Annotated in this window: 27 protein-coding genes and 1 tRNA gene; 14 read left to right on the top strand and 14 right to left on the bottom strand. The window is 56.7% G+C overall.

Annotation, left to right across the window (positions count from 1 at the left end):
- Positions 1 to 106 precede the first annotated feature (106 nt).
- From M9920_10485 to M9920_10470, 4 genes are all read left to right on the top strand, one after another.
- A complete protein-coding gene (locus tag M9920_10485) occupies positions 107 to 577 on the top strand; it encodes a universal stress protein (GenBank protein ID MCO5052719.1) in 471 nt (156 codons plus the stop codon).
- Between the two features lie 91 nt (positions 578 to 668).
- Positions 669 to 2078, top strand: coding sequence for an ROK family protein (locus M9920_10480; protein ID MCO5052718.1), 1410 nt, complete (start codon positions 669 to 671; stop codon positions 2076 to 2078).
- Positions 2079 to 2080: 2 nt separating this feature from the next.
- A complete protein-coding gene (locus M9920_10475; GenBank protein ID MCO5052717.1) occupies positions 2081 to 2938 on the top strand; it encodes a PIG-L family deacetylase in 858 nt (285 codons plus the stop codon).
- The gene (locus M9920_10470; GenBank protein MCO5052716.1) at positions 2935 to 3402 is read left to right on the top strand and encodes a nucleoside deaminase; all 468 of its coding nucleotides are present in this window, start codon (positions 2935 to 2937) and stop codon (positions 3400 to 3402) included. The genes M9920_10475 and M9920_10470 overlap by 4 nt, the downstream gene beginning before the upstream one ends.
- Positions 3403 to 3441: 39 nt before the next feature.
- On the opposite strand, the gene M9920_10465 is transcribed toward M9920_10470, so the two are convergent.
- The 6 genes from M9920_10465 to M9920_10440 form a co-directional block, all read right to left on the bottom strand.
- The gene (locus M9920_10465) at positions 3442 to 3900 is read right to left on the bottom strand and encodes a DUF5069 domain-containing protein (protein ID MCO5052715.1); all 459 of its coding nucleotides are present in this window, start codon (positions 3898 to 3900) and stop codon (positions 3442 to 3444) included.
- Positions 3901 to 3931: 31 nt separating this feature from the next.
- On the bottom strand, positions 3932 to 4954 hold the full coding sequence (locus tag M9920_10460; protein MCO5052714.1) for a sigma-70 family RNA polymerase sigma factor: 1023 nt from the start codon (positions 4952 to 4954) through the stop codon (positions 3932 to 3934).
- Positions 4955 to 4971: 17 nt separating this feature from the next.
- Entirely contained in the window at positions 4972 to 5304 is a 333-nt protein-coding gene (gene trxA / locus M9920_10455) for a thioredoxin (GenBank protein MCO5052713.1), read from the bottom strand.
- Between the two features lie 16 nt (positions 5305 to 5320).
- Positions 5321 to 5587 carry a hypothetical protein gene (locus M9920_10450; GenBank protein MCO5052712.1) on the bottom strand — a complete coding sequence of 89 codons (267 nt, stop codon included), beginning with the start codon at positions 5585 to 5587 and terminating at the stop codon, positions 5321 to 5323.
- Between the two features lie 56 nt (positions 5588 to 5643).
- Positions 5644 to 6090, bottom strand: a complete 447-nt coding sequence (locus M9920_10445; protein MCO5052711.1) for an Rrf2 family transcriptional regulator — start codon at positions 6088 to 6090, stop codon at positions 5644 to 5646.
- Between the two features lie 84 nt (positions 6091 to 6174).
- Positions 6175 to 6819, bottom strand: coding sequence for a hypothetical protein (locus M9920_10440; protein ID MCO5052710.1), 645 nt, complete (start codon positions 6817 to 6819; stop codon positions 6175 to 6177).
- 132 nt (positions 6820 to 6951) lie between these two features.
- Here M9920_10440 and M9920_10435 point away from each other — a divergent pair, with 132 nt between their 5' ends.
- Positions 6952 to 8238 carry a Xaa-Pro aminopeptidase gene (locus tag M9920_10435; protein MCO5052709.1) on the top strand — a complete coding sequence of 429 codons (1287 nt, stop codon included), beginning with the start codon at positions 6952 to 6954 and terminating at the stop codon, positions 8236 to 8238.
- Positions 8239 to 8418: 180 nt separating this feature from the next.
- Here the strand turns inward: M9920_10435 and M9920_10430 are convergent, their stop codons facing one another.
- Both M9920_10430 and M9920_10425 read right to left on the bottom strand, forming a co-directional pair.
- Entirely contained in the window at positions 8419 to 9258 is an 840-nt protein-coding gene (locus M9920_10430; protein ID MCO5052708.1) for a PEP-CTERM sorting domain-containing protein, read from the bottom strand.
- 277 nt (positions 9259 to 9535) lie between these two features.
- Positions 9536 to 9609, bottom strand: a tRNA-Gly gene (locus tag M9920_10425).
- Positions 9610 to 9676: 67 nt separating this feature from the next.
- Between M9920_10425 and M9920_10420 the strand changes: the two genes are divergently transcribed.
- Positions 9677 to 11074: a dihydroorotase gene (locus tag M9920_10420; protein MCO5052707.1), complete on the top strand. Its 1398-nt coding sequence runs from the start codon at positions 9677 to 9679 to the stop codon at positions 11072 to 11074.
- Positions 11075 to 11102: 28 nt separating this feature from the next.
- Entirely contained in the window at positions 11103 to 11540 is a 438-nt protein-coding gene (locus M9920_10415) for a thioredoxin family protein (GenBank protein ID MCO5052706.1), read from the top strand.
- Between the two features lie 75 nt (positions 11541 to 11615).
- Here the strand turns inward: M9920_10415 and M9920_10410 are convergent, their stop codons facing one another.
- From M9920_10410 to ruvC, 3 genes are read right to left on the bottom strand one after another with little or no spacing between them, the layout of a single operon-like run.
- A complete protein-coding gene (locus tag M9920_10410) occupies positions 11616 to 12344 on the bottom strand; it encodes a lysophospholipid acyltransferase family protein (protein ID MCO5052705.1) in 729 nt (242 codons plus the stop codon).
- Entirely contained in the window at positions 12341 to 12946 is a 606-nt protein-coding gene (gene ruvA / locus M9920_10405; GenBank protein ID MCO5052704.1) for a Holliday junction branch migration protein RuvA, read from the bottom strand. The genes M9920_10410 and ruvA overlap by 4 nt, the downstream gene beginning before the upstream one ends.
- Positions 12947 to 12964: 18 nt before the next feature.
- Complete coding sequence (gene ruvC / locus M9920_10400; protein ID MCO5052703.1) at positions 12965 to 13549, bottom strand: crossover junction endodeoxyribonuclease RuvC; 585 nt, start codon at positions 13547 to 13549, stop codon at positions 12965 to 12967.
- Between the two features lie 189 nt (positions 13550 to 13738).
- On the opposite strand from ruvC, the gene pssA reads away from it, so the two are divergent.
- The 3 genes from pssA to M9920_10385 are packed head-to-tail and all read left to right on the top strand — an operon-like array spanning position 13739 to position 15535.
- On the top strand, positions 13739 to 14614 hold the full coding sequence (pssA, locus tag M9920_10395; protein MCO5052702.1) for a CDP-diacylglycerol--serine O-phosphatidyltransferase: 876 nt from the start codon (positions 13739 to 13741) through the stop codon (positions 14612 to 14614).
- A gap of 9 nt (positions 14615 to 14623) precedes the next feature.
- On the top strand, positions 14624 to 15304 hold the full coding sequence (locus tag M9920_10390) for a LysE family translocator (protein ID MCO5052701.1): 681 nt from the start codon (positions 14624 to 14626) through the stop codon (positions 15302 to 15304).
- A gap of 21 nt (positions 15305 to 15325) precedes the next feature.
- The gene (locus tag M9920_10385; protein MCO5052700.1) at positions 15326 to 15535 is read left to right on the top strand and encodes a DUF3185 family protein; all 210 of its coding nucleotides are present in this window, start codon (positions 15326 to 15328) and stop codon (positions 15533 to 15535) included.
- A gap of 18 nt (positions 15536 to 15553) precedes the next feature.
- Here the strand turns inward: M9920_10385 and M9920_10380 are convergent, their stop codons facing one another.
- Positions 15554 to 16009: an SUF system NifU family Fe-S cluster assembly protein gene (locus tag M9920_10380; protein MCO5052699.1), complete on the bottom strand. Its 456-nt coding sequence runs from the start codon at positions 16007 to 16009 to the stop codon at positions 15554 to 15556.
- Between the two features lie 494 nt (positions 16010 to 16503).
- Here M9920_10380 and M9920_10375 point away from each other — a divergent pair, with 494 nt between their 5' ends.
- Positions 16504 to 19620: a vitamin B12-dependent ribonucleotide reductase gene (locus M9920_10375; GenBank protein ID MCO5052698.1), complete on the top strand. Its 3117-nt coding sequence runs from the start codon at positions 16504 to 16506 to the stop codon at positions 19618 to 19620.
- 97 nt (positions 19621 to 19717) lie between these two features.
- On the opposite strand, the gene M9920_10370 is transcribed toward M9920_10375, so the two are convergent.
- Positions 19718 to 20200: a hypothetical protein gene (locus M9920_10370; protein MCO5052697.1), complete on the bottom strand. Its 483-nt coding sequence runs from the start codon at positions 20198 to 20200 to the stop codon at positions 19718 to 19720.
- A 72-nt stretch (positions 20201 to 20272) separates the two neighbouring features.
- Here M9920_10370 and M9920_10365 point away from each other — a divergent pair, with 72 nt between their 5' ends.
- The 3 genes from M9920_10365 (at position 20273) to M9920_10355 (ending at position 22279) form a co-directional block, all read left to right on the top strand.
- Positions 20273 to 20494, top strand: coding sequence for a hypothetical protein (locus M9920_10365; GenBank protein MCO5052696.1), 222 nt, complete (start codon positions 20273 to 20275; stop codon positions 20492 to 20494).
- 257 nt (positions 20495 to 20751) lie between these two features.
- Positions 20752 to 20961 (top strand): sulfur carrier protein ThiS, encoded by a 210-nt coding sequence (thiS, locus tag M9920_10360; protein MCO5052695.1) that lies wholly within the window; start codon positions 20752 to 20754, stop codon positions 20959 to 20961.
- Between the two features lie 55 nt (positions 20962 to 21016).
- Entirely contained in the window at positions 21017 to 22279 is a 1263-nt protein-coding gene (locus M9920_10355) for a mechanosensitive ion channel family protein (protein MCO5052694.1), read from the top strand.
- A gap of 521 nt (positions 22280 to 22800) precedes the next feature.
- Here M9920_10355 and M9920_10350 read toward each other — a convergent pair.
- Positions 22801 to 24753, bottom strand: a complete 1953-nt coding sequence (locus M9920_10350) for a hypothetical protein (protein ID MCO5052693.1) — start codon at positions 24751 to 24753, stop codon at positions 22801 to 22803.
- Positions 24754 to 24776: the final 23 nt, after the last annotated feature.

Here is a 24776-nt window from a genome sequence, read left to right as displayed (position 1 = left end):
CGCGACAAGCCGCGAAACGCCCACAAAAGAGGATGATAAAACGACAAGAGAAGTGGAGCCGGTGAAGGCCGGTGAACTTAGGCTTTCACTAAATGACAAGGTGTTTATGAAAGCGGTTATTTCGTCCCGAGCGGGAAGGTCCGGTGCGCCGGCCGAGTCGCGCTTCCGTCGCATTATGGTGGGAGTGAAGTTTTCCACGGAAGACGAAGCGGTGCTGGCCTGCGCCGCCGAACTGGCGGTGCGGTGTGATGCGTCGTTGATGCTGGTGCATGTCGTGGAGCCGTCTTTCCCGAGTCGAACCACCGGGCAGCCGCAACGGCACACCACGCGTTCGGAACTGGAAGATTATGCCGAAGCCAAATTGGAACTGAGCACGTTGGGGCGGCAGATGCTCGGAAAGTGTCGGTTGGTGGAAACTTCGATCCGCAACGGTCTGGCCTTCTTCGAGGTGACGGAATCCGCGCAGGCTTTGGGCGCGGACCTGGTGGTGATTGGCGCGGGTGGCGGCTATACCTCGTTGAGCGAGACGGCGCAGAAAATTATTCGTCACGCGCCGTGTCCGGTGCTGGTGGTTTGAGGCGCAATCGCTCGCGCCGTTGCTTGACCGGTTCTCGGCCGGCGCGCGTGAATTGCTTGAAGTAGGTGAACGAGTCGCCTAAAAGAAGAGCATGGCAACTAAGCAAACTTGTCTTCCGTTGGTCGCTCCGCGTTGTGTGCCGGTGTTGGACGCTCAATTTCGTCCCGCCGCTCTGGCCGGGCGCGCGTTCCGCGCCGCCGCCCGGCAAGCCGGTCCCCCGCAGTCCGTGCGCCTGGCGTTGGAGCAGACCGATGGAGCGGTTTATCACTTTCAAACCGAGATTTTTCCGGAGGCGGCGAATCAGGACGACGCCAATTACGAACACTTGGAACGCATCACGAAATTTCTGCTTTGGTCGCGGGGCGGTTGGCGGATTCACCTGAACGGCCCGGCCCGGCTGGCGACCCGGCTGGCCGCGCACTATCGCGAGTCCGCCACGGGCAAGTTCGATTCGGAAACGGTCGGCCAACGCATGTTTGATCATCCGATCGAAGTGGTGCATCAAAACGAGCTGCCCCCGGAGCGGTCCTTTACACAAGCACTCGGACGCCACCTGGACGGTTGCCGGATTGGGTTCGATTTGGGGGGAAGCGATCGGAAAGCGGCGGCGGTGATTGATGGTAAGGTGGTTTTCAGCGAGGAGACGGAGTGGAATCCCTATTTCCAAAGCGATCCGCAATATCACTTCGATGGAATCATGGATTCCTTGCGTAAAGCGGCGGCGCATCTGCCGCGCGTGGATGCCATCGGAGGCAGCGCGGCGGGTGTTTATGTGAACAACCGGGTGAAGGTGGCGTCGCTGTTTCGCGGGGTGCCGCCAGACGTATTCCAACGCCGCGTGCGCGACATGTTCCTCGATATCCAGAAGCAATGGCGCGTTCCGTTGGAAGTGGTGAACGATGGTGAAGTCACGGCGCTGGCCGCTTCGATGTCGCTGGGCGTGAATTCGGTGTTGGGCATTTCACTCGGCACCAGCACCGCGGGCGGCTGGGTCAATGCCGAGGGCAATATCACCACCTGGTTGAACGAACTGGCGTTCGTGCCGGTGGATTATCATCCCGAAGCGCCTTGTGATGAGTGGTCCGGTGATTACGGCTGCGGCGTGCAGTATTTTTCACAACAATGCGTCGGCCGTTTGTTGGCCCCGGCGGGAATTGAAGTGCCGCAGGACCTGCCGTTGCCGGAGCAGCTCAAACGGGTGCAGGCGCTGATGTTGCAAGGGGACGAGCGCGCGCGCAAAATCTATCAGACCATCGGCGTGTATCTGGGTTATGGCATCGCGCACTTCGCCGATTTTTACGATCTGCATCACGTGTTGATCTTGGGACGAGTCACCTCGGGCGCGGGCGGCGATTTGATTTTGTCCGAGGCGCGCAAAGTCCTGCAGGTGGAATTTCCGGAACTGGCCGGGCAGATTGCGTTTCATATTCCTGATGAAAAGGACAAGCGGCACGGACAAGCGATTGCGGCGGCCAGTTTGCCGGACCTCAAAGGAAAATAATCATGAAGAACTATCATCAATTCGTCGCGGAAACGGTTCGTTTAATGGAAACGGCCAAAGGGATTCCGCTGGGCGGGTTTCCGCCCGCCGCGCGCCCAACGCTCGCGCCAGACGCGCCGCGCGCCCTGTTTTTTGCGCCTCATCCTGATGATGAAACCATCTCCGGCGGACTGGCATTACGACTGTTGCGCGAAGGCAAATTCCGAGTGGTGGACGTGGCCGTAACTCAAGGCAGCAAAAAAGAGCGCCAAGCGGGACGACTGGCGGAATTACGCGAGGCGTGCGCCTATCTGGGTTTCGAGGTGCAGACGACCGGCCCGAATGGCCTGGAACGAGTCACGACGAAAACCCGCCAAACCGATGCGGCACATTGGCAAGGCATGGTCAAGGTGATCGCTGACATTCTCACCAAGCACCAGCCCAAGGTGATTATCTTTCCGCATGAGCGCGATTGGAACGGAACGCACATTGGCGTGCATTATCTGGTGATGGATGCGTTGCGCACCTTGCCGGCCAGCTTTTCCTGCTATACGGCGGAAACCGAATTCTGGGGCGCGATGGATGATCCCAACCTCGCGGTGGAATTCAGTGACGCCGATCTGGCGGACTTGATCACCGGCACCAGTTTTCACGTCGGCGAAGTCCAACGTAATCCCTATCACCATTTGCTGCCGGCGTGGATGATGGACAACGTCCGGCGCGGCGCGGAACTGGTGGGCGGGCAGGGCGGCGCGGCTCCGAATTTTCGCTTTGCGGCGCTTCATCGAATCCGGAAGTGGAGTAATGGCGGGATTGCGCCGGTATGGTCGGGAGGCAAATTCCTGGCGCAAACGGAAAATCCCGCCGTGTTGTTTCCATGAATTCCAAGTTCATGCGCGAGGCCATCCGGCTCTCGCGGAAAGCGTTGCGGGGCAATCAGGGCGGGCCGTTTGGCGCCGTGGTGGTGCGCCAGGGAAAGATTGTGGGTCGCGGCTGGAATCAAGTGACGGCGACAAATGATCCGACCGCCCACGCGGAAGTCGCGGCGATCCGTGATGCGTGCCGCCGTTTGCGGACTTTCCAACTCAACGATTGCGAGTTGTACACCAGTTGCGAACCCTGTCCGATGTGTCTTTCCGCCATTTATTGGGCGCGGCTGCGCAAGGTTTATTACGCCAACACCCGCCAGGACGCGCAGCGGATTGATTTTGATGACGCGCTGATCTATCACGAAGTGGCCGCGCCGATCGCGAAGCGCCAGATTCCCATGCGCCAATTGCTACGTGCGGACGCGCTCGACGTGTTTGCCGCGTGGAGTCAAAAACCGGATCGCGTTAAGTACTGAACTCCAATCCGCGCGGTGGCGCGAGGATGCCGCAGGCTACTATGCCTGGCCGCCGAAGCTGACGTAATCGTCCAGGTCCAGCAGTTCGGCATAAGTGCGAACATCTTTTCGGGTCGCCGTCAGCTTACCGATGGTTTCGGCGAACCACTCCAATATTTCGGGATCGCCTTCCGGACTGCGCGTGTCTTGATACGCGCTCCATTGCGCAATTTCCCACGCCGCACGTTGGTGCTGGGAATGAGCCTTGATCCATTCCAACAGCTCGCCATCACCTTTGCCGGTGGCGACCTCCCGTTTCAACGCTTCCGGATCCAGTCCAAGAAAATTCAGAAGCTCCTGATCCAGCGGACAGTTGTATGAGTAGTCACCATTCTTGCCAGCCAAGGTGGCGCGGCATTTATCGAGCATTCGTGGCAACAGGGCGTAACCACCCAGCCGCACTCGCGGACTGCGCGGTGGATGTTGAGTCAGATCCGGCGATTTGAAGTTTAGGCTCATATTCAGCAGGTTTTTGAAACTCAGGTTTAACTCAGGCCACGAAAGCCAGCGCGTCGTTGACTTCCATTTTGTCGCGCGCTTCCATCCGGGCGCGTAATTTTTTCAGCGCCTGTTCCTGGATTTGTCGGATGCGCTCACGGGTCAATCCAAAGTGATCGCCGATTTCTTCCAACGTGCGTTCGCGTCCGTCTTTCAAACCGAACCGCAAGGAAAGAATCTTGTGCTCGCGCTCCGGCAGGTTGGACATGACTTCGCGGACCAGATTGGTGTCGGTTTCCGTCACCAGCCGATCATACGGCAGCGCCGCATTGGGGTCGGCGACGACTTCTGAAATGGGATTGGAATCATCATCGCCAATCGGAGCGTCCAACGACAGCGGCGCCTTGGCCGCCTGCCGATAACGGCGCACCCGGCGTTCGTCCAATTGGACTTCATGCGCCAGTTCCTCGTCGGTTGGTTCGCGGTTGAGCGTTTCGCGCAATTTCATTTCCGCCCGCCGCAAATCCGCGACGCGATCCACCACGTGTACCGGCAACCGGATGGTTTTAGCCTGGTTGGCCAGCGCCCGGCGAATTTGTTGTTTGATCCACAAACCCGCATAGGTCGAGAGTTTGGCCCCTTTGCGCGGATCAAACTTTTCCACTCCGCGCATCAAGCCGATGTTGCCTTCGTTGATCAAATCCAGCAGCGGCACACCCATGCCTTCGTAATCCCGGGCGATTTTTACCACGAGCCGCAGGTTGGCTTTGATCATGTGCTCGCGCGCCGCTTTGTCGCCGCGTTTGATGCGTTTGGCCAGCGTGACTTCTTCCTCCGGCGTCAGCAGTTTGACCCGCCCGATTTCGTTGAGATACAACTGCAAGAGATCGCCGCGCGCGCCATTGGAACTCGACGACTCGACGGGAATGGTCTCCCGCAGGATGGGCGCTTTGGCCGCGCGTCGTCCCGGCACGGCAACGGGGGTAAACCCAGTGATTGCCCGGCTGATCTTGCGGAGGCTTGCGGGTGTCCGACGGGTTTTGGTCGCGGACTTGGGACCAGTTAAAGTTTTCATTTTGGAATCTTTCTTTTTCACGGTGCGGAAATTAATGCGTCAATTTTATCAACGATGTTCTTTTTGCTGGTTACGCCGATGCTCAAATCGCGCAGCTTGCCGCCGTGGAAATACAGCAACGTCGGAATGGATCGAATGTCGTACTGTGAAGCGAGGCCGGGATTTTGGTCCACGTTCACCTTCACAACCTTGGCCTGGCCGTTTTTTTCCTGGGCCACTTCTTCCAGCACGGGACCCAACATTTTGCAGGGGCCGCACCACTCCGCCCAGAAATCCACGACTACAGGTTGCGTGGCCGCCAGCACTTCTGATTGGAAATTTTTCTCATCAGTTTCAATTGTCGCTTTCATGTTCATTCTTCAACCTTCAATGATTTTTAATCTTCGTTCTCCCGTCATTCCGGCTCCTGACCGGCACCAGGGCCGGCGTCATTGGCGCAATCGCCCAAGCTATTTCGATGCGCTCGCGGATTAGTCGCGGTCCTTCCGCGATTTTCTCCACATCAATCAATCCTCGGAGCGGCTTAACCTTCGCGATTTGCGCGAACCAATCGCGCAACTGCGCAAACCGGGATTCCGAATCAACGGATTCGGCCTTGAGACTCGTTTTCTCGGGATTCGCAAATGTTTGCATAATCTTAAATTTCTCCGTATGTAACAAAATTAGTTACAATACCGTTCAAAAAAATTTCAGCGGCGTTTGGTTTTATTGCACAGTCCGGCCGCTTTGATGTGTTCAATCACATCCGCCAGCGATTGTTTGGCCAGATCCTGTTCCATCGCTTTTTGGGCCGAGGTGAAAATTTGTTCCAAGGTTTCAATGATGCAATTCCCCACCGGACAGTCCGCATTTGGTTTCCGGGATGGCGTGGCAAAAGTCTCGGCATTTTCGACGGCCCGATAAACCTGCGCCAGCGAGATTTGCCGGGGGGCGCGGTTGAGTCGCGATCCGCTGCCCGCGCCCTTGCAGGTGTCCACCAATTTCGCCCGTTGCAACGCCAACAACAGCCGCCGGATGATGACCGGATTCGTATTGACGCTTCCGGCCAGAAAGCTCGACGTCACCCGCTCTCCTTCTTTGTACGCCAGAACCGCCAAAACATGCACGGCCATGGCAAACCGACAACTGGTTCGCATAACAACGGAATTAAAGTAACTATTCAGGTTACAACGGTCAATATTTTTTGTCGGAAAATTGAAGGCCGGAAATAACGGGTGATTTCAGTGATTGGCGGATGAGCTTGGGATTGGGGGCGCGACAGAATTGGAAATTGGCGCGGTGCTGCCTGGTTGCGATAGAAAATGATCCAGGATGTTCAGGTAGCCGTCCAGTTCATCGCCGAAGTCGTCTCCCAAGTCTTTTTTCAACTGGCGCAGTTGCTGGGTTGCGGTCTGCGCTTCCGCCCGGATTTGCGCTTCCGAAATTTGCCCGGATAACAGTCCTCCGGCCAGGGCTTGAAATTTTGTCTGCGCGGTTGGATCCGCTCCGGTGAGCAGCTCTTGTTGCACCCATTGCATGATGTTCGACGCACCGGTAGCGGTGGCGGGTTGCTGCAAAAGACTGCGTGCCCGTGCGGCCGCATTGGTGGGAGTTACCGGGACGATGGGGTTGGTGGCAACGGCTGAGGTCGAAAGGGCGAGGTCAGGAGCCAGCGTTATCCGGGCTATTTTGTTTCGGGGCAATGTGATGCGACCAAGTATTTCATTGGTCATGATCAAATTATGGGCGTTCATCGAAATAAGTGTGCCGTTGTAATGATCCCCGGTTTTCGTTTCGATCAAATCGGCTTGAACGCAGGTGGTCGCACCCAGCAACAGGCTGAAAACGACCGTTGCGACGCTTCTGAAGTGAAGGCGAATTTCCATGGGGAGAATCTACGCCAGATTAGCCCGCGCACAACTGGGTTATCGGTGGGTTGGGGGCGTCGCCGCAATCGGAATTTTCTTAGTTTTACGCACCAGTTTCTTTAGAGTTTGCTCCGGTCAAAGTAAAACGTCATGAAACCGATTTCGTTACCGCAGCAATTGTTTGCGCTCAATCGCGCGCGTCTGGTCAAGGCCTTGGCGCCGCACTCTGTGGCGGTTTTGAACGCCAACGATGTGATGCCGACCAATGCCGACGGCACCATGGGATTCATGCAAAATGCCGATCTGTTTTATCTGACGGGAATTAATCAGGAGGAAACCCGGTTGTTGCTTGCGCCCAATGCGTTCGATCCCGAGCAACGAGAAATTTTGTTTCTGCGCCAGCCCAACGAGCATTTGACCATTTGGGAAGGGCACAAGCTTTCCCGGGAGGAGGCGACAAAAATTTCCGGCATCAAAAACGTGAAATGGTTGTCGGACTTTCCCGGTCTATTCCGTCAGTTGGCGTGTGAAGCGGAAACTCTCTATTTGAACTCCAACGAACATCAGCGCGCCGACCACCAAGTGGTCTCGCGCGACGAACGGTTTGTGCGTGAGTGCCAACGACAGTTTCCCTTGCATCGTTACGAGCGTCTGGCGCGGCTCATGCACGCTTTGCGGTCGGTCAAATCCAATCATGAAGTCGCCGCCATCCAAGCCGCCTGCCGACTGACCGGCAAGGGATTAAAACGCGCCGCCCGGTTTGTGCGACCGGGCGTCAACGAAGCGGAGATCGAGGCCGAGTTCGCGCACGAATTCATCCGGCACAAAGGGCAGTTCGCCTACCCGCCCATCATCGCCAGCGGCGCGAACAACAACATTTTGCATTATGTGCGTAACGATCAAATCTGTCGGAAGGGCGAGTTGCTGCTGCTGGACGTGGCGGCGGGTTTGGGCAATTACATGAGCGATTTATCGCGCACCCTTCCCGTAAGCGGACGTTTCACGCGCCGTCAACGGCAGGTTTACAACGCGGTATTGCGGGTCTTCCGCGCAATGGTCAAAGCGATGGTGCCCGGCAAAACGACCCGCGATTTGCGAACCGAGTGCGAGGAATTGATCGCCCGGGAATGTGTCGAGCTTGGTTTGATCAAAGCCTCGAAGCTTCGGAGCGCCGGCGCCGCTCGTGAACTGGTTCGGCCTTATTTCATGCACGGCGTTTCGCATCCGATCGGGTTGGATGTGCATGACGTGACGTATAACCACCTTAAAATCGCGCCCGGCTGGGTGCTCTCGTGCGAGCCGGGGATTTATCTGAAAGACGAGGGTTTTGGCATCCGGTTGGAAAACACGATCTTGGTTACGGAAACGGGCCAACGCGACTTGATGGCGGACGTGCCAATTGAAGCTGAGACGATTGAAGCTTTGATGCGTCGTTAGCCTGGAGTCGCGGGATTTGCGTCGGGTGAGGAAGCGCGGCTGATTGGTTTTACTTGCTGGATAATTCGTCCGAGGCTTCCCGTTGCGAGCATTATCCTGAACACTGACTTTCGGTACGCAAAAACGCCGCAAGAGTGCTTACGTGAGCAGTGCTTGCGGCGTTGAATAAAACGGATTACTTCAGGCTTTTTTGCGGCGAGCCAACATTACCAATCCGCCCAGCCCCAGCAGTGTCAGTGACGTGGGTTCGGGCACCAGCGTCACTTGTGGATCATAAATCAGTCCGTTGAAGAAGACCAAGTGACTGGCCAAGGCCAATTGGCCGACACCGATTCCGCGGTCCAAACTGTCGCCAAAGTTGGATTTAATGGCTGCCCCCGAGAGAGTGCTACCGCCATTTACAATCATGCTGGCGGTACCCGCGAGACTTCCATCGCCATCAACCGCATTACCGCCGGTATCAAATAGTGCCGTGACGTGATACCAGGTATTCGGTTGGATGGTGGTTGTGAGGACATCGGTGGAATCGCTGAACCGGAAGCTTAATGCGGCTTCGCCTGCGGAGGTGACCAGTTGCAAGGATTCTGTGCCCGCATAATCAATGATTTTTTGGACATGTCCCCAGGATTCGCTGTCGGTACCATCCCAGAGGAAGGAGACGTCGAATCGGAAACCGGTTGCCGCCGCGATACTCGCATTGTCGAGCAGCATCGTCGCCGAAGTGAGCAGACTTCCACTGCTGGTGTTGATGGATTGGGAACCTGAGGTGGCCCATGAAGGAACGGTTGGAGCCAGCGCCAAGGTGGCTTTCACATCGGCATTATTGCCGGCACCGCTCAAATCCAAAACCGTCGCCCCGCTGCCATCCCAAGAATCGGGAAAACTATAATGCAGTACCGAGGTTTGGGCCTGGCCGCAGGACGCCGCCATCGCCAAGGCGACGATCGCCGTCAGAACCGCGACGTTGGGAGTCGAAATTGTCTCTCGCAATTTATCTACTCTGTTGGTTTGGGTTTTCATACGCTGGCGATTTTATCAGCAAAGACTAATTTTTCAACGAAATTTTTCTGTTTTTTGTATCAAGGCTCGCGATTCGATGTGGAAAATTTTCAAGGTCGTTTTGTGGTCGGCAGCTTCAAGGGAACGGGTCAGATGCTTCTCGGTGTGATTTACTCATTAGCTAACCTCCTCACCTCATGTGCTTAAGATGGTTTTGGATTTTCAGAAATGTGATTTTGCGGTGGGAGCTTTAATGCCTGATGTGCCAAGAAAAGGTGAGGCGGCGTTGTGCTGAAAATGGAGCGGGCGAAGGGAATCGAACCCTCGTGTGCAGCTTGGAAGGCTGCCGTTCTACCATTGAACTACGCCCGCGCCGGTCGGGGTCGAATAATACCGGGTGCGCTTGCGTTGTCAATGCACCGTCGTTAGCCTCGACCCGATGAGTTCATTGCTGATCAAAGGTGGCCGGGTGATTGATCCGGCGAACCGCTTCGATGCGATTGCCGATGTCCTGATCCGCCAAGGCAAGATCGCCGCCGTCGGGGCGGACGCGACCGTACCGCCAGCCTCCGTTGACGAGACGATTGACGCGAGCGGGCTGGTGGTCTGTCCGGGATTGATTGATTTGCATGTGCATTTCCGCGAGCCGGGGCAGACGGCAAAGGAAACCATTGCCACGGGGGCGGCGGCGGCGGCCAAGGGCGGATTTACTTCCGTGCTCTGCATGCCGAATACCGCACCGACGATTGACAACGCGGGCAACGTCGTCTTGGTGGGCGCACGCGCGCAAAACCAGCGACTGGTGAATGTGTTCGTCGCGGGCGCCATCACAAAGGGGATTGCCGGGGAGGAGTTGTCGCCCATTGGTTCACTGAAACAAGCCGGCGTTAAAGCGATTACGGACGACGGTCATTGCGTGCAAAACAACGAGTTGATGCGTCGCGCCTGTGAATACGCCCGGATGTTCGATCTACCGGTGATGGATCATTGTCAGGATTACGCGTTGGTGACGACCGGGGTCATGCACGAGGGTGAGTGGAGCACGCGCCTGGGTTTGCAAGGCTGGCCGGCGGCGGGTGAGGAGGTAATCGTCGCCCGGAATATTCTGCTGGCGGAGTTGACGAGCGCGCGCATCCATTGTCAGCACATCAGCACGGCGGGCAGCGTGGCGTTGTTGCGCGAGGCGAAACGCCGTGGCGTAAGCATTTCGGGCGAAGCTTGTCCGCACCATTACACGCTGACGGATGCGGCGATCGCGGGCAGCGAGAAGTTTTGGGCGCGGGACGGACAGGAATTGCTGCCCGTCTTTGGCGGTTCGGAGGCGTCGTCCGAGCTTCCGGCCTGGCCGAGCTACGACACGAATTTCAAAATGAATCCTCCCTTGCGCTCGGCGCGGGACCGGGAAGCGGTATTGGATGGAATTGTGGATGGGACGATTGAAATTTTATGCAGCGATCATGCGCCTCACTGTGATTTTGAAAAGGACGTGGAGTTTGACAGCGCGCCCTTTGGCATCACGGGATTGGAAATCGAATTTGCGCTGGCGCTCATGCGATTGTATCACTCGCGCCGTTTAGGATTGGCGGATCTTATTGCGAAATACACGGTTGCCCCGGCCCGGCTGCTGGGTTTGGAGCGAGGCACGTTGTCGGTTGGGGCCGCCGCTGACGTGACGATCTTTGATCCGGACCGGTCGTGGGTCTGGCACAAGGACGCCACGATGAGCAAGGCGCAAAATAATCCGTTCTACGGCTGGCCGTTGAAAGGCAAGCCCGTGGCGACGGTTCTGGCCGGGAAGCGGACGCAGCTTGAACAGAAAGCCAGTTTGGCCGTCTAACGAAAAGTTGCTAAAATACGGAATGATTATGAAAAAACTTATCTTCGGAATGATTGCGGCATTGACTGTAACCGGCGTAATGGCCGCGGATGCGGTCAATTGGCAGACGGATGCGGTCAAAGCCCAGGCGCAGGCGCAGGCGGAGAACAAACTCGTCATGTTGGATTTCACCGGCTCGGACTGGTGCGGCTGGTGCATCAAATTGAAAAAGGAAGTCTTTTCGCAACCAGAGTTCGCGACTTACGCGAAGCAGAATCTGGTCTGTGTGGAGGTGGACTTCCCCATGAAGAAAAAACTGAGCGCGGAACAGACAAAGGCGAATGATGCGTTGGCGGCGAAGTATAACATCAAGGGGTATCCCACCATCATTGTTCTGAACGGCGAGGGTAAACAGGTGGGCACCCTCGGTTATATGAAAGGTGGACCGAAGGCATTTACCGCCGCGTTGGACAAGTTGAAAAAGTAAGCGTGATTCACCGCGGTCTTGGGCGCAGTTCAAAAGGCTGCGCCTTTTTTGTGCCGCGGCCTTGAGGGCCGGGCCTCAGTCTTTCGTAATGCGGCGCAGTTCGGTTTCCAGTTGGCGGCGGAACTCTTCGCGCTCAGCATCCGAAGCATCACGCGGAACGTGCATCAACGTGCCAATGGTAACCCGACAGCACGCGAAGGGCAGGGGGATTTGAAAGCGATCCCAACTCTTCAGTTGGATTTTCCAGTTCAAGTGATACGCCGCCGGCAGAATGGGGCAACCGGTCAGTTGCGCCAAGGCGATCACGCCGTCGTGAACCGTATAACGCGGGCCGCGCGGACCATCCGGAGTAATGGCTAGATCGTAACCTCGCTCCCCCCAGCTCACCAGTTCGCGTAAAGCCTGCGGGCCGCGCCGCGAGGATGAACCGCGGACGGGCTCCACCTTGAATAATTTCAAAGCGTGGGCCAACAAACCGCCGTCCTTGCTGGCGCTGACCATGGCGGCCATTCGGCGTCCCGGTTGCCGACGGCAAACGTGTTGGTTGTATAATTCCAGAACCAAGGCGAGGCGGTTATGCCAGACGGCGAAGATGGTTGGCCTTTCCATCGGCTTGCTCAGGTAGCCCGCTTCATCGGTAATTTTGAATCGGACGGTCGCCGCCAGCCCGCACAGCAACAGCCAGATCACGCGCGCAAAAATCCGTTGGGACCGGCTGGCTTGATACGGGACCACGACTCCGGATCGGGGGCGGGCCGCGCGGAGTGGCGTGCCGGGATGGGATGGTGAAGCGTCGGGCTTCATGAGCCTTTTTTCAGTGCTGATCGGACGAGGGCCTCCACCGTTGCGTTATCGCCCAACATCGCCAGGGCGGCGCGGATCGAGTCGTGCGCTTCGGGTTGCTTGAATCCCAGCGCCATTAAGGCCAGCACCGCGTCGTTGATTTTTTGATCGGCGGCCGACAGCGTGCGCGCCGCGCTGGAGGCTTCCCACGCTCCGGCGGCGCCAATTTTATCGCGCAGTTCCACAACAATGCGTTCGGCGGTTTTTTTGCCCACGCCGGAAATTTGCGAGAGGGCTTTGACGTCGCCGTTGGCGACCGCGCCGCGAAACGTAACGGGGTTCATACCGCTCAGGATATTTAACGCGAGCTTGGGGCCAATGCCGCTGACCGTGTGGATCAACATGCGGAACAGTTCGCGTTCCGCGACGGTCATGAAGCCATACAGCACTTGCGCATCTTCGCGCACCGCCAGGTGGGTGAGAATTTTCACCGTTTCGCCCGGCGCGGGCAGTTTGTCATAGGACGATAACGGGATCAGCACGTCGTAACCCACGCCGTGAACGTCAAGGATTGCTTGCGTGGGCAGCGCTTCCACCAGTTTGCCGTGAAGAAAAGAAATCATGAACAGGCGAGCGGATGCTCAAACGGGTTTGAGGGGCTTCAAACTGAAGCGACTGCGTTCCAGATTCTGCGCCTGAACCAAGGCAAGCGCGAGGGCATCCGCCGCGTCGGCGGCGGGAAGCTGCGAGAGTCGTAGCAGTCGTTGCACCATTTTGGCCACGGCAATTTTTTGGGCGGCGCCGTAGCCCACAATGGCTTGTTTTACCTTGCGGGGGGCGATTTCGTAAATTTCCAAACCCGCTTCAGCCAACGTGGCCAGCGCGGCGCCACGGGCTTCACCCATGACCAGCGCCGTTTTCAAATTTTGCGCGAAAAATAATCCTTCGACGGCGCAGATGGTCGGTTGGAATTTACCGGTGATTCCGCGCAGCGTTTTGGCGATATGCGCCAGGCATTGGGAATGAGTCCAGTCGCGCGGGCAGGAAATGGTGCCGTGCGTCAGCGCGTCCGGATGTGGCGACCCGGTTTCAATGACCCCGTATCCCGTGCCGCGCAGGGACGGGTCCAAGCCGAGAATGATCCGATGCGCGGCGGCCCGAGGCGGTTGGATGGCGGCGGGGCGCGCGGTTCGGCACGACTTCGAGCCGTTGACGCGCGCGGACATTTCGTTGAATTGACGGAGGGTGATCCCCACGTTGGCACTGTGCCAATGAACCGCCTGGCGTAAAAGCAGAAAACCGCTGATTTTGTACTTTGTGCAAGCGTAATCCAACCTTACTCTAAACATGCTCGGGGTTGGATTCGGCGGGTGAAGCCGAAGCATGGACTGAGAAAATTCCGACCACGGCAAAGCATGGCTGACGATCGAAAGCAAGCTGGCGGTGCGCCGCTGGAAGCAAAACTCAAGATTTACTTCCTGCCCAACCTCTTGACGGCGGGCAACCTGTTTTGCGGGTTCGTTGCCCTGACCAAGATCGTGGAAGCGGATCTGCGGGCGGGAGACTATTCGGCGATCAAAGTCGCGCTGGCCTTTATTTTGGCCGCCTGTGTTTTTGATTTGTTTGACGGGCGGGTGGCGCGAATGGTCGGTGCGGACAGCCCCTTTGGACGCGAGTTTGATTCGCTGGCGGACTTGATTTCTTTTGGCGCGGCCCCGGCCTTTCTGGTGCATCGCATTGTGCTCAAGGATGTGTTCATCAAGTACGCGGAGCTGGGGTGGTTCATCGCCTCGATTTACTTGGTGTGCGGCGCGTTTAGATTGGCGCGTTTTAACACCATGGCCAGTGCGCCCGGTGGTGGCGGCGGTCGGGAATTTCTGGGCTTTCCCATTCCTTCGGCGGCGGCGTTGGTGGCTTCGCTGACCCTGTTCATGATCTGGCTCAACGAAATGGGGTTGATGGATGAGCGGATCACGCACACTCGCTGGCGTTATCTGCTTCCGGTTCTGATGTTGTTTTTATCGTGGATGATGGTGAGCCGCGTGAAGTATCCGAGTTTTAAGGTGCTCAATTTGCGCACCACCCGATCCTTTCCGGGGATGCTGGTCGCGATTTTATTGTTGGGGATCGTGGTGGTGACACGCGGTGAGGCGTTAATGTTTATCCTGCCGCTGTTCTTCACCGCTTATCTGATTTACGGCTTTGTTCGACCCTATGTGTCGCGGCGGATCCGGCGCGATATCATTGAGGAAGATTTGGAGGATGACGAGGATGAGGCCTCGCCAGCATAGCGACCGACCATGCCGGAACTGCCCCCTGCTTTGATTGCCGCCTTGACGGGATTTTTGGCGGGCGTGGCTCTGTCCATTCCGGTGGGGCCGGTCAATCTCACCATCCTGAACGAAGGTGCGCGGCGTGGATTCAAGTGGGCGGCCTTGATCGGGATCGGCGCGACGCTGATGGAAATGATTTATTGCGCGATTGCGTTTACCGGGTTTGCCGCCTTCTTCGAGCAAGGCATGATCAAAGCGCTGATGGAGGTGTTTAGTTTTGCGTTCATGCTGTTTCTCGGTGTGAAATTCTTGCTGGCCAAATCTGTTCCCACGATGGCGCGGATCGAACATAAAATTGAGTTGAAACTCGAACAACGATTGAAACCGCACTCGGCATTCGTGACCGGGTTTGTGCGCACGCTGGCAAATCCCGGCGTATTGCTCGGCTGGATTGTGCTCGGGGCGATCTTCATTTCCCGCGGTTTGGTGAGGCCCACCTGGGAAGATAAACTGGCCTGCCTCGCCGGCGTGACGGCCGGAGTCGGGCTTTGGTTCATGGGTTTGAGCTGGGCCATTTCCCTGGGGCAAAAAAAGTTTACCGATCGAACTTTGTTGAAAATGGAACGGATTTCCGGCGCGTGTTTAGTGATTTTCGCCTTGTTTCAAGGCGTATTCATCGCCATGCGGTTAACCCATCACCGGATGTAACGTAGAAACAAATTCAAACTGATGAAAAGCACCCTGGGCATTATTTTTCTGGTTGTCGGAGCCGGTTTGTTGGTTTGGGGCTACCGCGAGTCGCAAACCGTCAAAGGCAGACTGCACCAAACTTTCAGTTCCTCGGTAAGCAATCGCATCACCTGGACGTACGTCGGCGGCGCCGTTTTGGTGACAGCAGGCGTCGGGTTGGTTTATTCGGGGCGCGGCAAGCGCGGTTGAATATTCCGCACGCTTTTTTCAGGCGGCTTCGGATTCGGTGGACACGGAACCGCCACCTTCCTTCAGCGCACTCATTACCGCGTGCCATGCGAGGATGGCGCATTTGACTCGGGACGGATATTTATACACTCCGGCAAACACTGCCAGCTTGCCCACGTCCGCTTCAGCCTTTCCAGTGGTGATCATGTCGTGGACTTTGCCAAACATGCTCTCGACCGCGGCTTTGGTTTTCCCCTTGGCGAATTCCGTCAGCAACGAGGCCGAGGCTTTGGAAATGCAACAACCCGACCCGACAAAGCTGATGTCGGTGATGATGTCGGCATCCATCACCAAAAAAAGTTTCAACTGATCCCCGCAAAGCGGGTTGTGACCTTGGGCGGAACAAGTGGCCGCCGGCAGCGTGTGGAAGTTCCGTGGTTTCTTGCAGTGGTCGAGAATGACCTGCTGGTAGAGGTCGTTCAAGTCATCAAACATGCGCCCACTATAACCGAGAACGAATGAAATCCACGAAAGAATTGCTTGGGTTACCGCCGCCGGATGCTTTGCTTGATGCGAAAAGCTCCGAAGTTTTCGATATTTGAAGGATCGGAAATTGGCTTGAATCCGTGCGCTCGCGGCGACGATTCCATTGACAATCTTCAGCTGAAAAACTGGTCGTGCCTCATATCGGTCATTCGGGTTGTTAATGTCGGTGAATATCTTGTGAAAAAATCGCAATCTGCCCGCAAAATTGAGAGTTTTTAATTGCGAATATCTTTTAATAATTATTTTTGAAAAAATTTCTTGAGCCACACAATCCGTAGTAGCAACATGCCCGCGTTCCCCAATTAGTTGGGGGATTTTGTTCCAACAAACAGCGCCCGGAATTCCGAAAGTTTGACCGTTTTGAGCCGAATTTGGCTGATTTTTTGTCTTCGGAAAGATTGGGCATAACGCAGGAAAAATCGCTAATTTGAAGGTATTGAAACATGATTGACGCACGTGAAGATGTTATGACCGCTCCCACCAAATCCGCCCATCGCCGAGCCGCCGGCGCGGCGTCCGTTTCGCGTGGTGTGCCAACCAAAAAATCAGGGTCTCATAAATCGCTGCCCATTAAACGCGTGTTCAGCAGCGCCGGGATTCATCCCTTTGACCAATTGCAATGGGATCAGCGCACTGCCGAGATCACCGACGACGCCGGCAAGGTCATCTTCAAGCAGGAAAAGGTCGAAGTGCCGAAGTCCTGGTCCGTCCTGGCGACCAAGGTGGTGGTCTCGAAGTATTTCTACGGTGAGCAAAACACGCCCGAACGCGAGACATCCGTTCGCCAGCTCATTCATCGCATCACCCGCACCATTGCTGATTGGGGGATCAAGGATGGATACTTCAGCAAAGCCGATGGTGAGATTTTTTACGATGAGCTTACGTGGCTTTGCCTGAATCAATACGGCGCGTTTAATTCGCCGGTCTGGTTTAACGTGGGGCTTTATCACCAATACGGCATCGGCAAGAACTCTGACAAAGGCAACTGGGTCATCAACCGCAAGACCCGGCAGGCCGAGCGCGCCCCGACCCAATACGAATTTCCGCAATGCAGCGCCTGCTTCATCCAGTCCGTCGAGGACAATATGGAAAGCATCATGCACCTCGCCTATGCCGAAGCGATGCTCTTCAAATTCGGTTCGGGCACGGGCACGGATTTGACGCCGATCCGTTCGGCGCGTGAAAAACTTAGTGGCGGCGGTCGGCCGAGCGGCCCCATGAGCTTCCTCAAGGTGTACGATCAGGTCGCCAACGTGGTGAAGTCCGGCGGCAAAACCCGTCGCGCGGCCAAGATGAACACCTTGCGCGATTGGCACGGAGACATCGAGGAGTTCATTGACGCCAAGCAAAAAGAGGAGCGGAAGGCGTGGGCGCTGATCGAGCAGGGCTACGATGGCTCCTACAATGGCGATGCCTACGGCAGCGTCATGTATCAAAACGAAAATTTATCGGTGCGCGCCAGTGACGCCTTCATGGAAGCGGCATTGGCCGGCAAGGAATGGTGGACGCGCGCCACCACCACCGGCAAACCGCTCGAGAAAAAGGACGCCAGCAAATTGTTGGACAAAATCGCGGAAGGGACCTGGGTCTGCGGCGATCCCGGCATGCAGTATGACGGCGCGATTCAGCAATGGCACACCTGCAAGGGCACCAAAGCCATTCACTCGACCAATCCGTGCAGTGAATACGTGTTTCTCGACAACACCGCCTGCAATCTGGCTTCGCTGAACCTGATGAAGTTCAAGCGGAATGACGGCCAGTTTGATCTCGAACGCTTCAAAGCCGCCGTGCGGATTTATATCACCGCTCAGGAAATCCTGGTGGATAACTCGAGCTATCCCACCAAGGATATCGCGGAAAACTCGCATATTTTCCGCACCCTCGGACTTGGATTTGCCAATCTCGGTTCACTTTGCATGAGCTATGGCTTGCCCTACGACAGCGACGAAGGTCGCGCTTTGGCCGGCGCCATCACTGCCATCATGACCGGACACGCCTACGAGCAATCCGCGGCCATCGCCGCCAACAGCGGCGCGTTTGCCGGTTACCAGGATGCGCGATGCTCCGGAGTCTCGCATCCCGAGAAGAAAAGCAACGTCGAGTCCATGCTGGATGTGATCAAGCTGCATCGCGCCGCCGTGGAAAACATCCATCCGAGCGAGGAGTTCGGTTATTTAAAGGACGAAGCGCGGCGTTGCTGGGAACGCGCGTTGAGCCGGGGCAAACAAGTTGGCTACCGCAACGCGCAGGTCACGGTACTCGCACCCACCGGCACGATTGCGTTCCTCATGGATTGCGACACGACAGGAGTTGAGCCGGACATTGCCTTGGTGAAATACAAACTGCTCGCCGGTGGCGGCATGTTGAAAATTGTCAACCGCACCGTACCCGAAGGTTTGCGACGCCTGGGTTACGACGAGAAACAGATTCAAACCATCGTCGGTCACGTCGAAAAATTCGACACCATTGAAGACGTCGAGGAAAACGGCGTCACGATTGCCAGCGGCTTGAAGCCCGAGCATCTTCCGGTTTTTGACTGCGCGTTCAAAGCGTTTCGCGGCCAGCGGAGCATCGGCTATCTGGCGCACCTCAAAATGATGGCTGCCGCCCAGCCGTTTATCAGTGGGGCGATTTCCAAAACCGTCAATATGCCCAACGACTGCACGGTCGCGGACATTCGGAACACCTACGTGGAGGCCTGGCGGATGGGACTCAAGTGCGTGGCGATTTATCGCGATGGCTCGAAACGCTCTCAACCCCTCAACACCAAGCAGACCAAAGATGGTGACAAGAATCAGTCTGGCGCGGCGGCGACCCCGGCGGACGCCGCCGCGTTGGAAACGCGCCTCAAAGAGCTGGACAGCGAGGTGACCCGGCTGCGAGAGATGGCGGGCAAACCCTTGCGCCGCCGGTTATCCGAAACGCGCAGTGCCCTGACTCATAAATTTGATATTGCCGGACACGAAGGCTATCTCACCGTCGGTTTGTTTGAAGACGGCCAGCCCGGCGAACTGTTCATCACCATGGCCAAGGAAGGTTCGACGATTGGCGGCCTGATGGATGGCATTGGCACTCTGACCAGCATGGCGCTGCAATATGGCGTTCCGTTGGAAGCGCTCGTGCGGAAGTTTGCGCATCAGCGCTTCGAGCCAAGCGGTTACACCAAAAACCCGGAAATCCGCAACGCCTCGTCCATTACGGACTACGTGTTCCGTTGGATGGCCATGCAGTTTATTCCCCAATACCGTGAAAAGAACGCGGAGCTGCGCAACCAACCCGAGCTGGCGATTCCCGGACTGATCGAGGAAATTAAAAAAAAAGTGAACCGTCCGGTGCCGGATCTGCCGCTCGCGGATGACACCGACATTCTCGAGTTAAAAACGGCGACGGTTACCCGGGCTGAGTCGCCGCTTGAGGATGGGGTCGTTAAAACCCTGGGCGATTCCGTGAAGCATTTTCAACAAGACGCGCCGACCTGTCCGAATTGCGGTCATATTGCGGTGCGTAACGCATCGTGCTACAAGTGCTTGAACTGCGGCGAAAGCCTCGGTTGTTCGTAAGCAAAAATTTGCGCCCCCAATTGAGCCGGAGAGCGAAAGTTCTCCGGCTTCTTATTTGGCGCGTTGAGCCGCCGAACATTGGCGATTTCCAATCCCGTCAATCCGAGATCAGCGTATTGTCGCGCCCAGCCATCTCCGTAAAGAGGCAAGGGAGTGGACGGCAAAGAAATGAGAATTGAGAGGCGTGAATGTGAGCCAGCAATTCGCGTTTGGTGGATAAACTCATGACCAGATCTTTGGCAACCATGGATTTGGGGCAACGCATCAGCAAACTCCCGTTCGCCAGCCCGCTCCGATAACATTTAATTGGAGTCAATTCGACAACACTCCAGACATTAGCGTTTGCTTTGGGAGTTGCACTGGCGGGTGAAGTTTTTGGAAGAAAGATTGAACCAATCGGTCGCGGGAGGGTTTCTTCTCCATGCCCTGCTATCGCAAACGGTCGCCTAAACTTCGCTTCCAATTCGTCCCGGCCCAGCGGCAGCCCGTGTGTTCTTTGGTCAACGCGGTCATCATCGCCAACGGTCAGCCCTTCACGACCAAGCTCCCCTGCACCATCGGGGAATTTCAGGTCACGCAAAAACTGTTGCCGCGCCGCGTCGTGGTGGGACGCGCACTTGCCGAGTTTTCTCAGCGGGATTAGTCTTTGCTCATGACAACGGCGGCGAAAGAGTTGATTGAAATTGTTGGCAGCCTGCCGGAAGATAAAGCCCGCGCCGTGGTGGATTTCGCGCGCTTCCTCCAACAACAAGCGGGCGACCGCGAATGGGAACGCATCCTCGCCGCAGAAAAATCCCATCCCAAGCTGGAGCAGTTCGCGGCGGACGCGCTGCGCGAAGGCTCGGCGGAACCGCTTGATCCGGACAAACTGTGATCTCGAAAGCCCGGCCCGCTTTTTGACGCGCGTATCTACCGCTGGCCCTTTTGGTGAAGACCGCGCGCCTGCGCCGCGTATCGTCTATTTGCCTAAAATCCTGATCACCCTTCCCTGCGCTTCAAGAAACTTCAAGCGCATGACCATATCTGGTCGGTGCGCATCAATGACCAATATCGCGCCGGCGGCGTACGAAGCGGCGCTACCATCGAGTGGATTTGGATCGGCACGCATAACGAATTTGATAACCTGTTCACATGAGCGCCAACGCCATCATCGCCAACGGTCAGACCATCACGACCAAGCTTCCCTGCACCATTGAGGAATTTTTGGTCGCACAAAAACTGTTGCCGCGCAGCGTCGTGGTGGAGCACAACGGCGAAGCCGTCGCGCCGTCGGAATTTGCCCAGCGCCAACTTCAAGCCAACGACCGGTTGGAGATCGTCAAAGTCGTCGCGGGCGGCTGAAATCATCCCCGGGCTTGTCACCCTTTTCTGATTTCCGTTTAATGACATCATGCGGATGTCATTTACAAAAGTTCATCGGATCGCTCTCTTCATCCTGCTGGTTATTCTGACTTGGTCGGTGTGGAATCTGGCCGCCCAGGACAAGGCGCCAACCGCCGCCACGAACACCAGTGCCGTCGTCACGTTGCCGCCAGCACATGAAACGCCGGAGTGGATTGGATCGCTCTCCCAACAACTTCCGTTTCTGAAACAAACGCTCTGGGGCAATGAACTTTGGAAATATCTGTTCTCCCTCATTTACATCTTCCTGGCGTTCTACGTTTCCAAGTTTTTGGATTACCTCACTCGCGTCTGGCTGAAACGCTGGACCGCCAAAACCGAGACCAAACTGGACGACATGATTTTGGAGGTCCTGAACGGACCAATCAAAGTCGTCGCTTTTATCGTTCTACTGCGGATTGGCCTGGACGTGTTCGAATGGCCGGAAATCGTCGAGAAAGTGCTCGCCAAGGGCCTCACCATCATTGTCGCGGTCTCCCTCACCTACATGGTGATGAAGTTTGTGGATCTCCTCATCAACTTCTGGCGGCAACGCAAAGATGCGGAAGAAGACGACGCGTTCAACAAACAACTATTCCCGATCATCCGCAAGAGCTTGAAAGCCTTCGTCATCGTGGTGGCCGCACTGGTGACTTTGGACAATCTTGGCGTCAATATCACGGCGGCCATCGCCTCGCTCTCCATCGGCGGTCTGGCGGTTGGTCTGGCCGCGCAAGACACGCTGGCCAACTTGTTCGGTGGAATCGCCATTTTTCTCGACAAGCCGTTCCGCATCGGCGACCGCATCGTGCTCGACAAAATAGATGGTCCGGTGGAAAGCATCGGCATGCGCAGCACCCGGGTGCGCAGTTTGGACGGCTTCCTCGTCACCATTCCGAATAAGACCATGGGCAACGCCATTATCATCAACATCAGCGCGCGCCCCACCATTCAAACGGTGATGAACATCGGCATCACCTACGACACCCCTACCGAACAGGTCAAGCAAGCACTCAAAATCATTGAAGACGTTTACAAGGGGCATCCCGGCTCGTCCAATTGCCTCATCAGTTTCAACAAGTTTGAAGATTCGGCCTTGAACATCCTTGTCATCCACTGGTGGCATTCGACCAATTATGCTGAATACTTGAACGGCATGCAGGAGATGAATCTCGCCTTGAAGGAACGCTTCGATACCGAGGGCATCGGCTTCGCCTTCCCCACGCAAACGCTCTACGTGAAACAGGATTCGGATTGGCGTTGGAGCCAGCCGAAATAATCGAACGCATCTCAACATTCAAAGGCTGAGCCTGGATGGAGAAACGGAGTACATGTCCACGAGGGTCTGGCCTGGGGCAACCTGCTGGAGCGCGAATCTCGTCGCGAACCAACAAGCGGTCGTCAGTTTGATACCGGCTCTTGGCTTGAAGCCGGGGGGACGCCGTCTCACAACGGCTGTCGAAATACTTGAAGCGCTCTGATGGCCCGGTGGAATTTTGATTGAACTTTTGATTGCCAGCCGCGCCTGAATCCGCAAAGACTGTGGGCATGACCCGTCGCAACCAGTCAAACCGTTACCACCGGCGAGGGCGCAGTCGCGGGCGCAGACTAAAAGTGGTTCTGTTCAGCCTGCTCATCCTCCTCATCCTGTTGTTGGTGGCCGGGATGATCTGGTTGTTGAACAGTAAAGCCCTGATCACTCCGAATTGACGTGACGGAAAATTTTTCCCGCAACCTCAGGCGAACACCTCGGAGCAACGCCGATTCTTCCGCCGCCACCGCTGCCGGCGCCCGCGTGAACTATTGGGACGCTGGTTGCAATAACTCGGGCGGCGTGGGAGCGAAGTATCGAAACGTAATCCCTTTCACGCTGGTCTGACTGGTGGTGACGGTGAAGCCGTAGTATTTCGCGATTTTGTCAAAGCTCGGCAGCAACGAGAGGTCAAACCACTCTTTCATCTCCGCCTCGGGTGGTGCAAACGGAATCAGACTGGCAAACACCGCGTCAAACTCACTGCGATTCGTCATGGCTGCCGACGCCATCAGGGCATCAACGGTGAACCGCATGGTCCCGCGCTGATCCTCGTAACTCAACCAACCGGTGTTCATGCCGCCCACCTGTTCAACCGCCGCGGCAAATCCAGCCGTGGCGCGCAGGGCCAGCCCCTGATCGTCCGTGCTGCGCAGATAATCTTCCAACGCCGACGCGCGGGAACTGAAAGCCACGTAACCACCGTTGGCCACGTAATGCAGCGCGTTGGCGTCGTCGCCGCCGATGACGCCGGACAGCTTCACCGTATAAATTTTACGACCGAGAAACTCCCGCGTTTGCGGCGAGCCGCCCTGGGGCAACGCCACAATGAACAGCCCCTTGAGTGATGCGGCCAGTTTCTCCGCGTTGGGAGAAGCGACCAGCACGACGCTCGATGTTGCTTCCAAATCCGCCAGGGTTTTTCCCTGGGGCGGTTTCTGGAAGGTGATAACGTCATCCCCCAGGTTTTCAAAAATGTTTTTTCGCAGGTCGTAATCCGGTTCATCGAGCCGGACCGCTTCGTTCGCATTGCTCAGCAGAAAATTGAACGTACCCGGCGAAATCTCATTCAACGCGGCCTCCAGCGTGGCGATGACTTGCTGCCCCGCGATGCGGTAACGCGCAAATCTCAACACGTCCGCCGAGATGAAGGCGGGCGGAGCGGCGTCCCGGGCCTCCAGCGCCAGCAACTTGAGCAATCCATTTCGCGTGGCTTCCGGCGCGCTCAAGAACAATCCCAGCAACGGTCCGCCAGGACTGTTGCGATAATCGAACGCCAGCGATTTCAAGCCGTTCAGACCGGTGATCGTCATTATTTTTTCCAGGTTCGGCCGCGGAATGGGGCTGGGCGCTTCGGCGCTCTGACCGGCGGCCAAACTTTTCACCGCCAGATCCAGCAGCAGTTTGGCGTTGACCCAACCGAACAAAGGCGATTCGCGAAAGAGTGCCTGACGACCCGCTTCAAATTCCGTGGCGTCCGCCAGGGTGGGGCTGCCCGAACCGCTCAAACGGGTCACAATTTTTTCCGCAGCGGCTGAGGTCGTGCTCAAAATCAACAGCGATCCGCGCTGACCAAACACCAACTGCGTCGCATCTGATTTGGCGGGGGCGTTCGCGCCCAGCTCCTGCACCTCCTGTTTTTGCGGCAACAGCCGGCGCACGGTGGCCGGAATGTCGTTGGTGGTCAGATTAACAATGGAAAATTCGACCTCACGGATTTTCTCCGTGCGCAGCGGCTTCCCGGCCGCCGCCAGACGCTGCCGTAGCGTCGCCAGATTCTTGGTCAGCAACTCGCCCTGATCACGCGCATCCAGCAGCAGCACGATCCCCGGAGTTCCGGCGACCCCGCTTTCATCGAGCCAGCCTTCCGGTAAAACGGCCAGCGTCAACTGCCCTTGGAGCAACGCGCGGTAATCGGCAAAGTTGATGCCCAAATCGCGCTCCAAAGGTTTTACAATTTCCTCCGTCCACTTGGAGACAACCTTGGCGCGAAACGGCGCCATGGCGGGATCGTCCCAGAGTCGCGCTTGCGGAGATTGACGGAACGCCGCCGCCAGTTTGTTCCAGTCCGGCGCGGTCAGGACGAACAGGGTTTCAGGCGGCAACAATTTTTCCGCGGGAGGAACGGCGGCGCGTCCCAACGAACTCAAGACGCAGACGAAACCCGCCACATAACTCACCGCCCGACTCCGCCAGCTCCGGCGCCAATAATTTTCTGTCATAGGGTTGTCAGTTTAATCGGCCC

Source organism: Verrucomicrobiia bacterium (assembly GCA_023953615.1).
Taxonomy (GTDB): domain Bacteria; phylum Verrucomicrobiota; class Verrucomicrobiia; order Limisphaerales; family JADLHS01; genus JADLHS01.
This window is presented reverse-complemented; position numbering and strand designations above follow the sequence as displayed.

Excerpts from the sequence above, each read along its gene's own strand:
- M9920_10485 (MCO5052719.1), top strand. The coding sequence starts at position 107 with ATGAAAGCGGTTATTTCGTCCCGAGCGGGAAGGTCCGGTGCGCCGGCC.
- M9920_10480 (MCO5052718.1), top strand. The coding sequence starts at position 669 with ATGGCAACTAAGCAAACTTGTCTTCCGTTGGTCGCTCCGCGTTGTGTG.
- M9920_10475 (MCO5052717.1), top strand. The coding sequence starts at position 2,081 with ATGAAGAACTATCATCAATTCGTCGCGGAAACGGTTCGTTTAATGGAA.
- M9920_10470 (MCO5052716.1), top strand. The coding sequence starts at position 2,935 with ATGAATTCCAAGTTCATGCGCGAGGCCATCCGGCTCTCGCGGAAAGCG.
- M9920_10465 (MCO5052715.1), bottom strand. The coding sequence starts at position 3,900 with ATGAGCCTAAACTTCAAATCGCCGGATCTGACTCAACATCCACCGCGC.
- M9920_10460 (MCO5052714.1), bottom strand. The coding sequence starts at position 4,954 with ATGAAAACTTTAACTGGTCCCAAGTCCGCGACCAAAACCCGTCGGACA.
- trxA (MCO5052713.1), bottom strand. The coding sequence starts at position 5,304 with ATGAAAGCGACAATTGAAACTGATGAGAAAAATTTCCAATCAGAAGTG.
- M9920_10450 (MCO5052712.1), bottom strand. The coding sequence starts at position 5,587 with ATGCAAACATTTGCGAATCCCGAGAAAACGAGTCTCAAGGCCGAATCC.
- M9920_10445 (MCO5052711.1), bottom strand. The coding sequence starts at position 6,090 with ATGCGAACCAGTTGTCGGTTTGCCATGGCCGTGCATGTTTTGGCGGTT.
- M9920_10440 (MCO5052710.1), bottom strand. The coding sequence starts at position 6,819 with ATGGAAATTCGCCTTCACTTCAGAAGCGTCGCAACGGTCGTTTTCAGC.
- M9920_10435 (MCO5052709.1), top strand. The coding sequence starts at position 6,952 with ATGAAACCGATTTCGTTACCGCAGCAATTGTTTGCGCTCAATCGCGCG.
- M9920_10430 (MCO5052708.1), bottom strand. The coding sequence starts at position 9,258 with ATGAAAACCCAAACCAACAGAGTAGATAAATTGCGAGAGACAATTTCG.
- M9920_10420 (MCO5052707.1), top strand. The coding sequence starts at position 9,677 with ATGAGTTCATTGCTGATCAAAGGTGGCCGGGTGATTGATCCGGCGAAC.
- M9920_10415 (MCO5052706.1), top strand. The coding sequence starts at position 11,103 with ATGAAAAAACTTATCTTCGGAATGATTGCGGCATTGACTGTAACCGGC.
- M9920_10410 (MCO5052705.1), bottom strand. The coding sequence starts at position 12,344 with ATGAAGCCCGACGCTTCACCATCCCATCCCGGCACGCCACTCCGCGCG.
- ruvA (MCO5052704.1), bottom strand. The coding sequence starts at position 12,946 with ATGATTTCTTTTCTTCACGGCAAACTGGTGGAAGCGCTGCCCACGCAA.
- ruvC (MCO5052703.1), bottom strand. The coding sequence starts at position 13,549 with ATGTCCGCGCGCGTCAACGGCTCGAAGTCGTGCCGAACCGCGCGCCCC.
- pssA (MCO5052702.1), top strand. The coding sequence starts at position 13,739 with ATGGCTGACGATCGAAAGCAAGCTGGCGGTGCGCCGCTGGAAGCAAAA.
- M9920_10390 (MCO5052701.1), top strand. The coding sequence starts at position 14,624 with ATGCCGGAACTGCCCCCTGCTTTGATTGCCGCCTTGACGGGATTTTTG.
- M9920_10385 (MCO5052700.1), top strand. The coding sequence starts at position 15,326 with ATGAAAAGCACCCTGGGCATTATTTTTCTGGTTGTCGGAGCCGGTTTG.
- M9920_10380 (MCO5052699.1), bottom strand. The coding sequence starts at position 16,009 with ATGTTTGATGACTTGAACGACCTCTACCAGCAGGTCATTCTCGACCAC.
- M9920_10375 (MCO5052698.1), top strand. The coding sequence starts at position 16,504 with ATGATTGACGCACGTGAAGATGTTATGACCGCTCCCACCAAATCCGCC.
- M9920_10365 (MCO5052696.1), top strand. The coding sequence starts at position 20,273 with ATGACAACGGCGGCGAAAGAGTTGATTGAAATTGTTGGCAGCCTGCCG.
- thiS (MCO5052695.1), top strand. The coding sequence starts at position 20,752 with ATGAGCGCCAACGCCATCATCGCCAACGGTCAGACCATCACGACCAAG.
- M9920_10355 (MCO5052694.1), top strand. The coding sequence starts at position 21,017 with ATGTCATTTACAAAAGTTCATCGGATCGCTCTCTTCATCCTGCTGGTT.
- M9920_10350 (MCO5052693.1), bottom strand. The coding sequence starts at position 24,753 with ATGACAGAAAATTATTGGCGCCGGAGCTGGCGGAGTCGGGCGGTGAGT.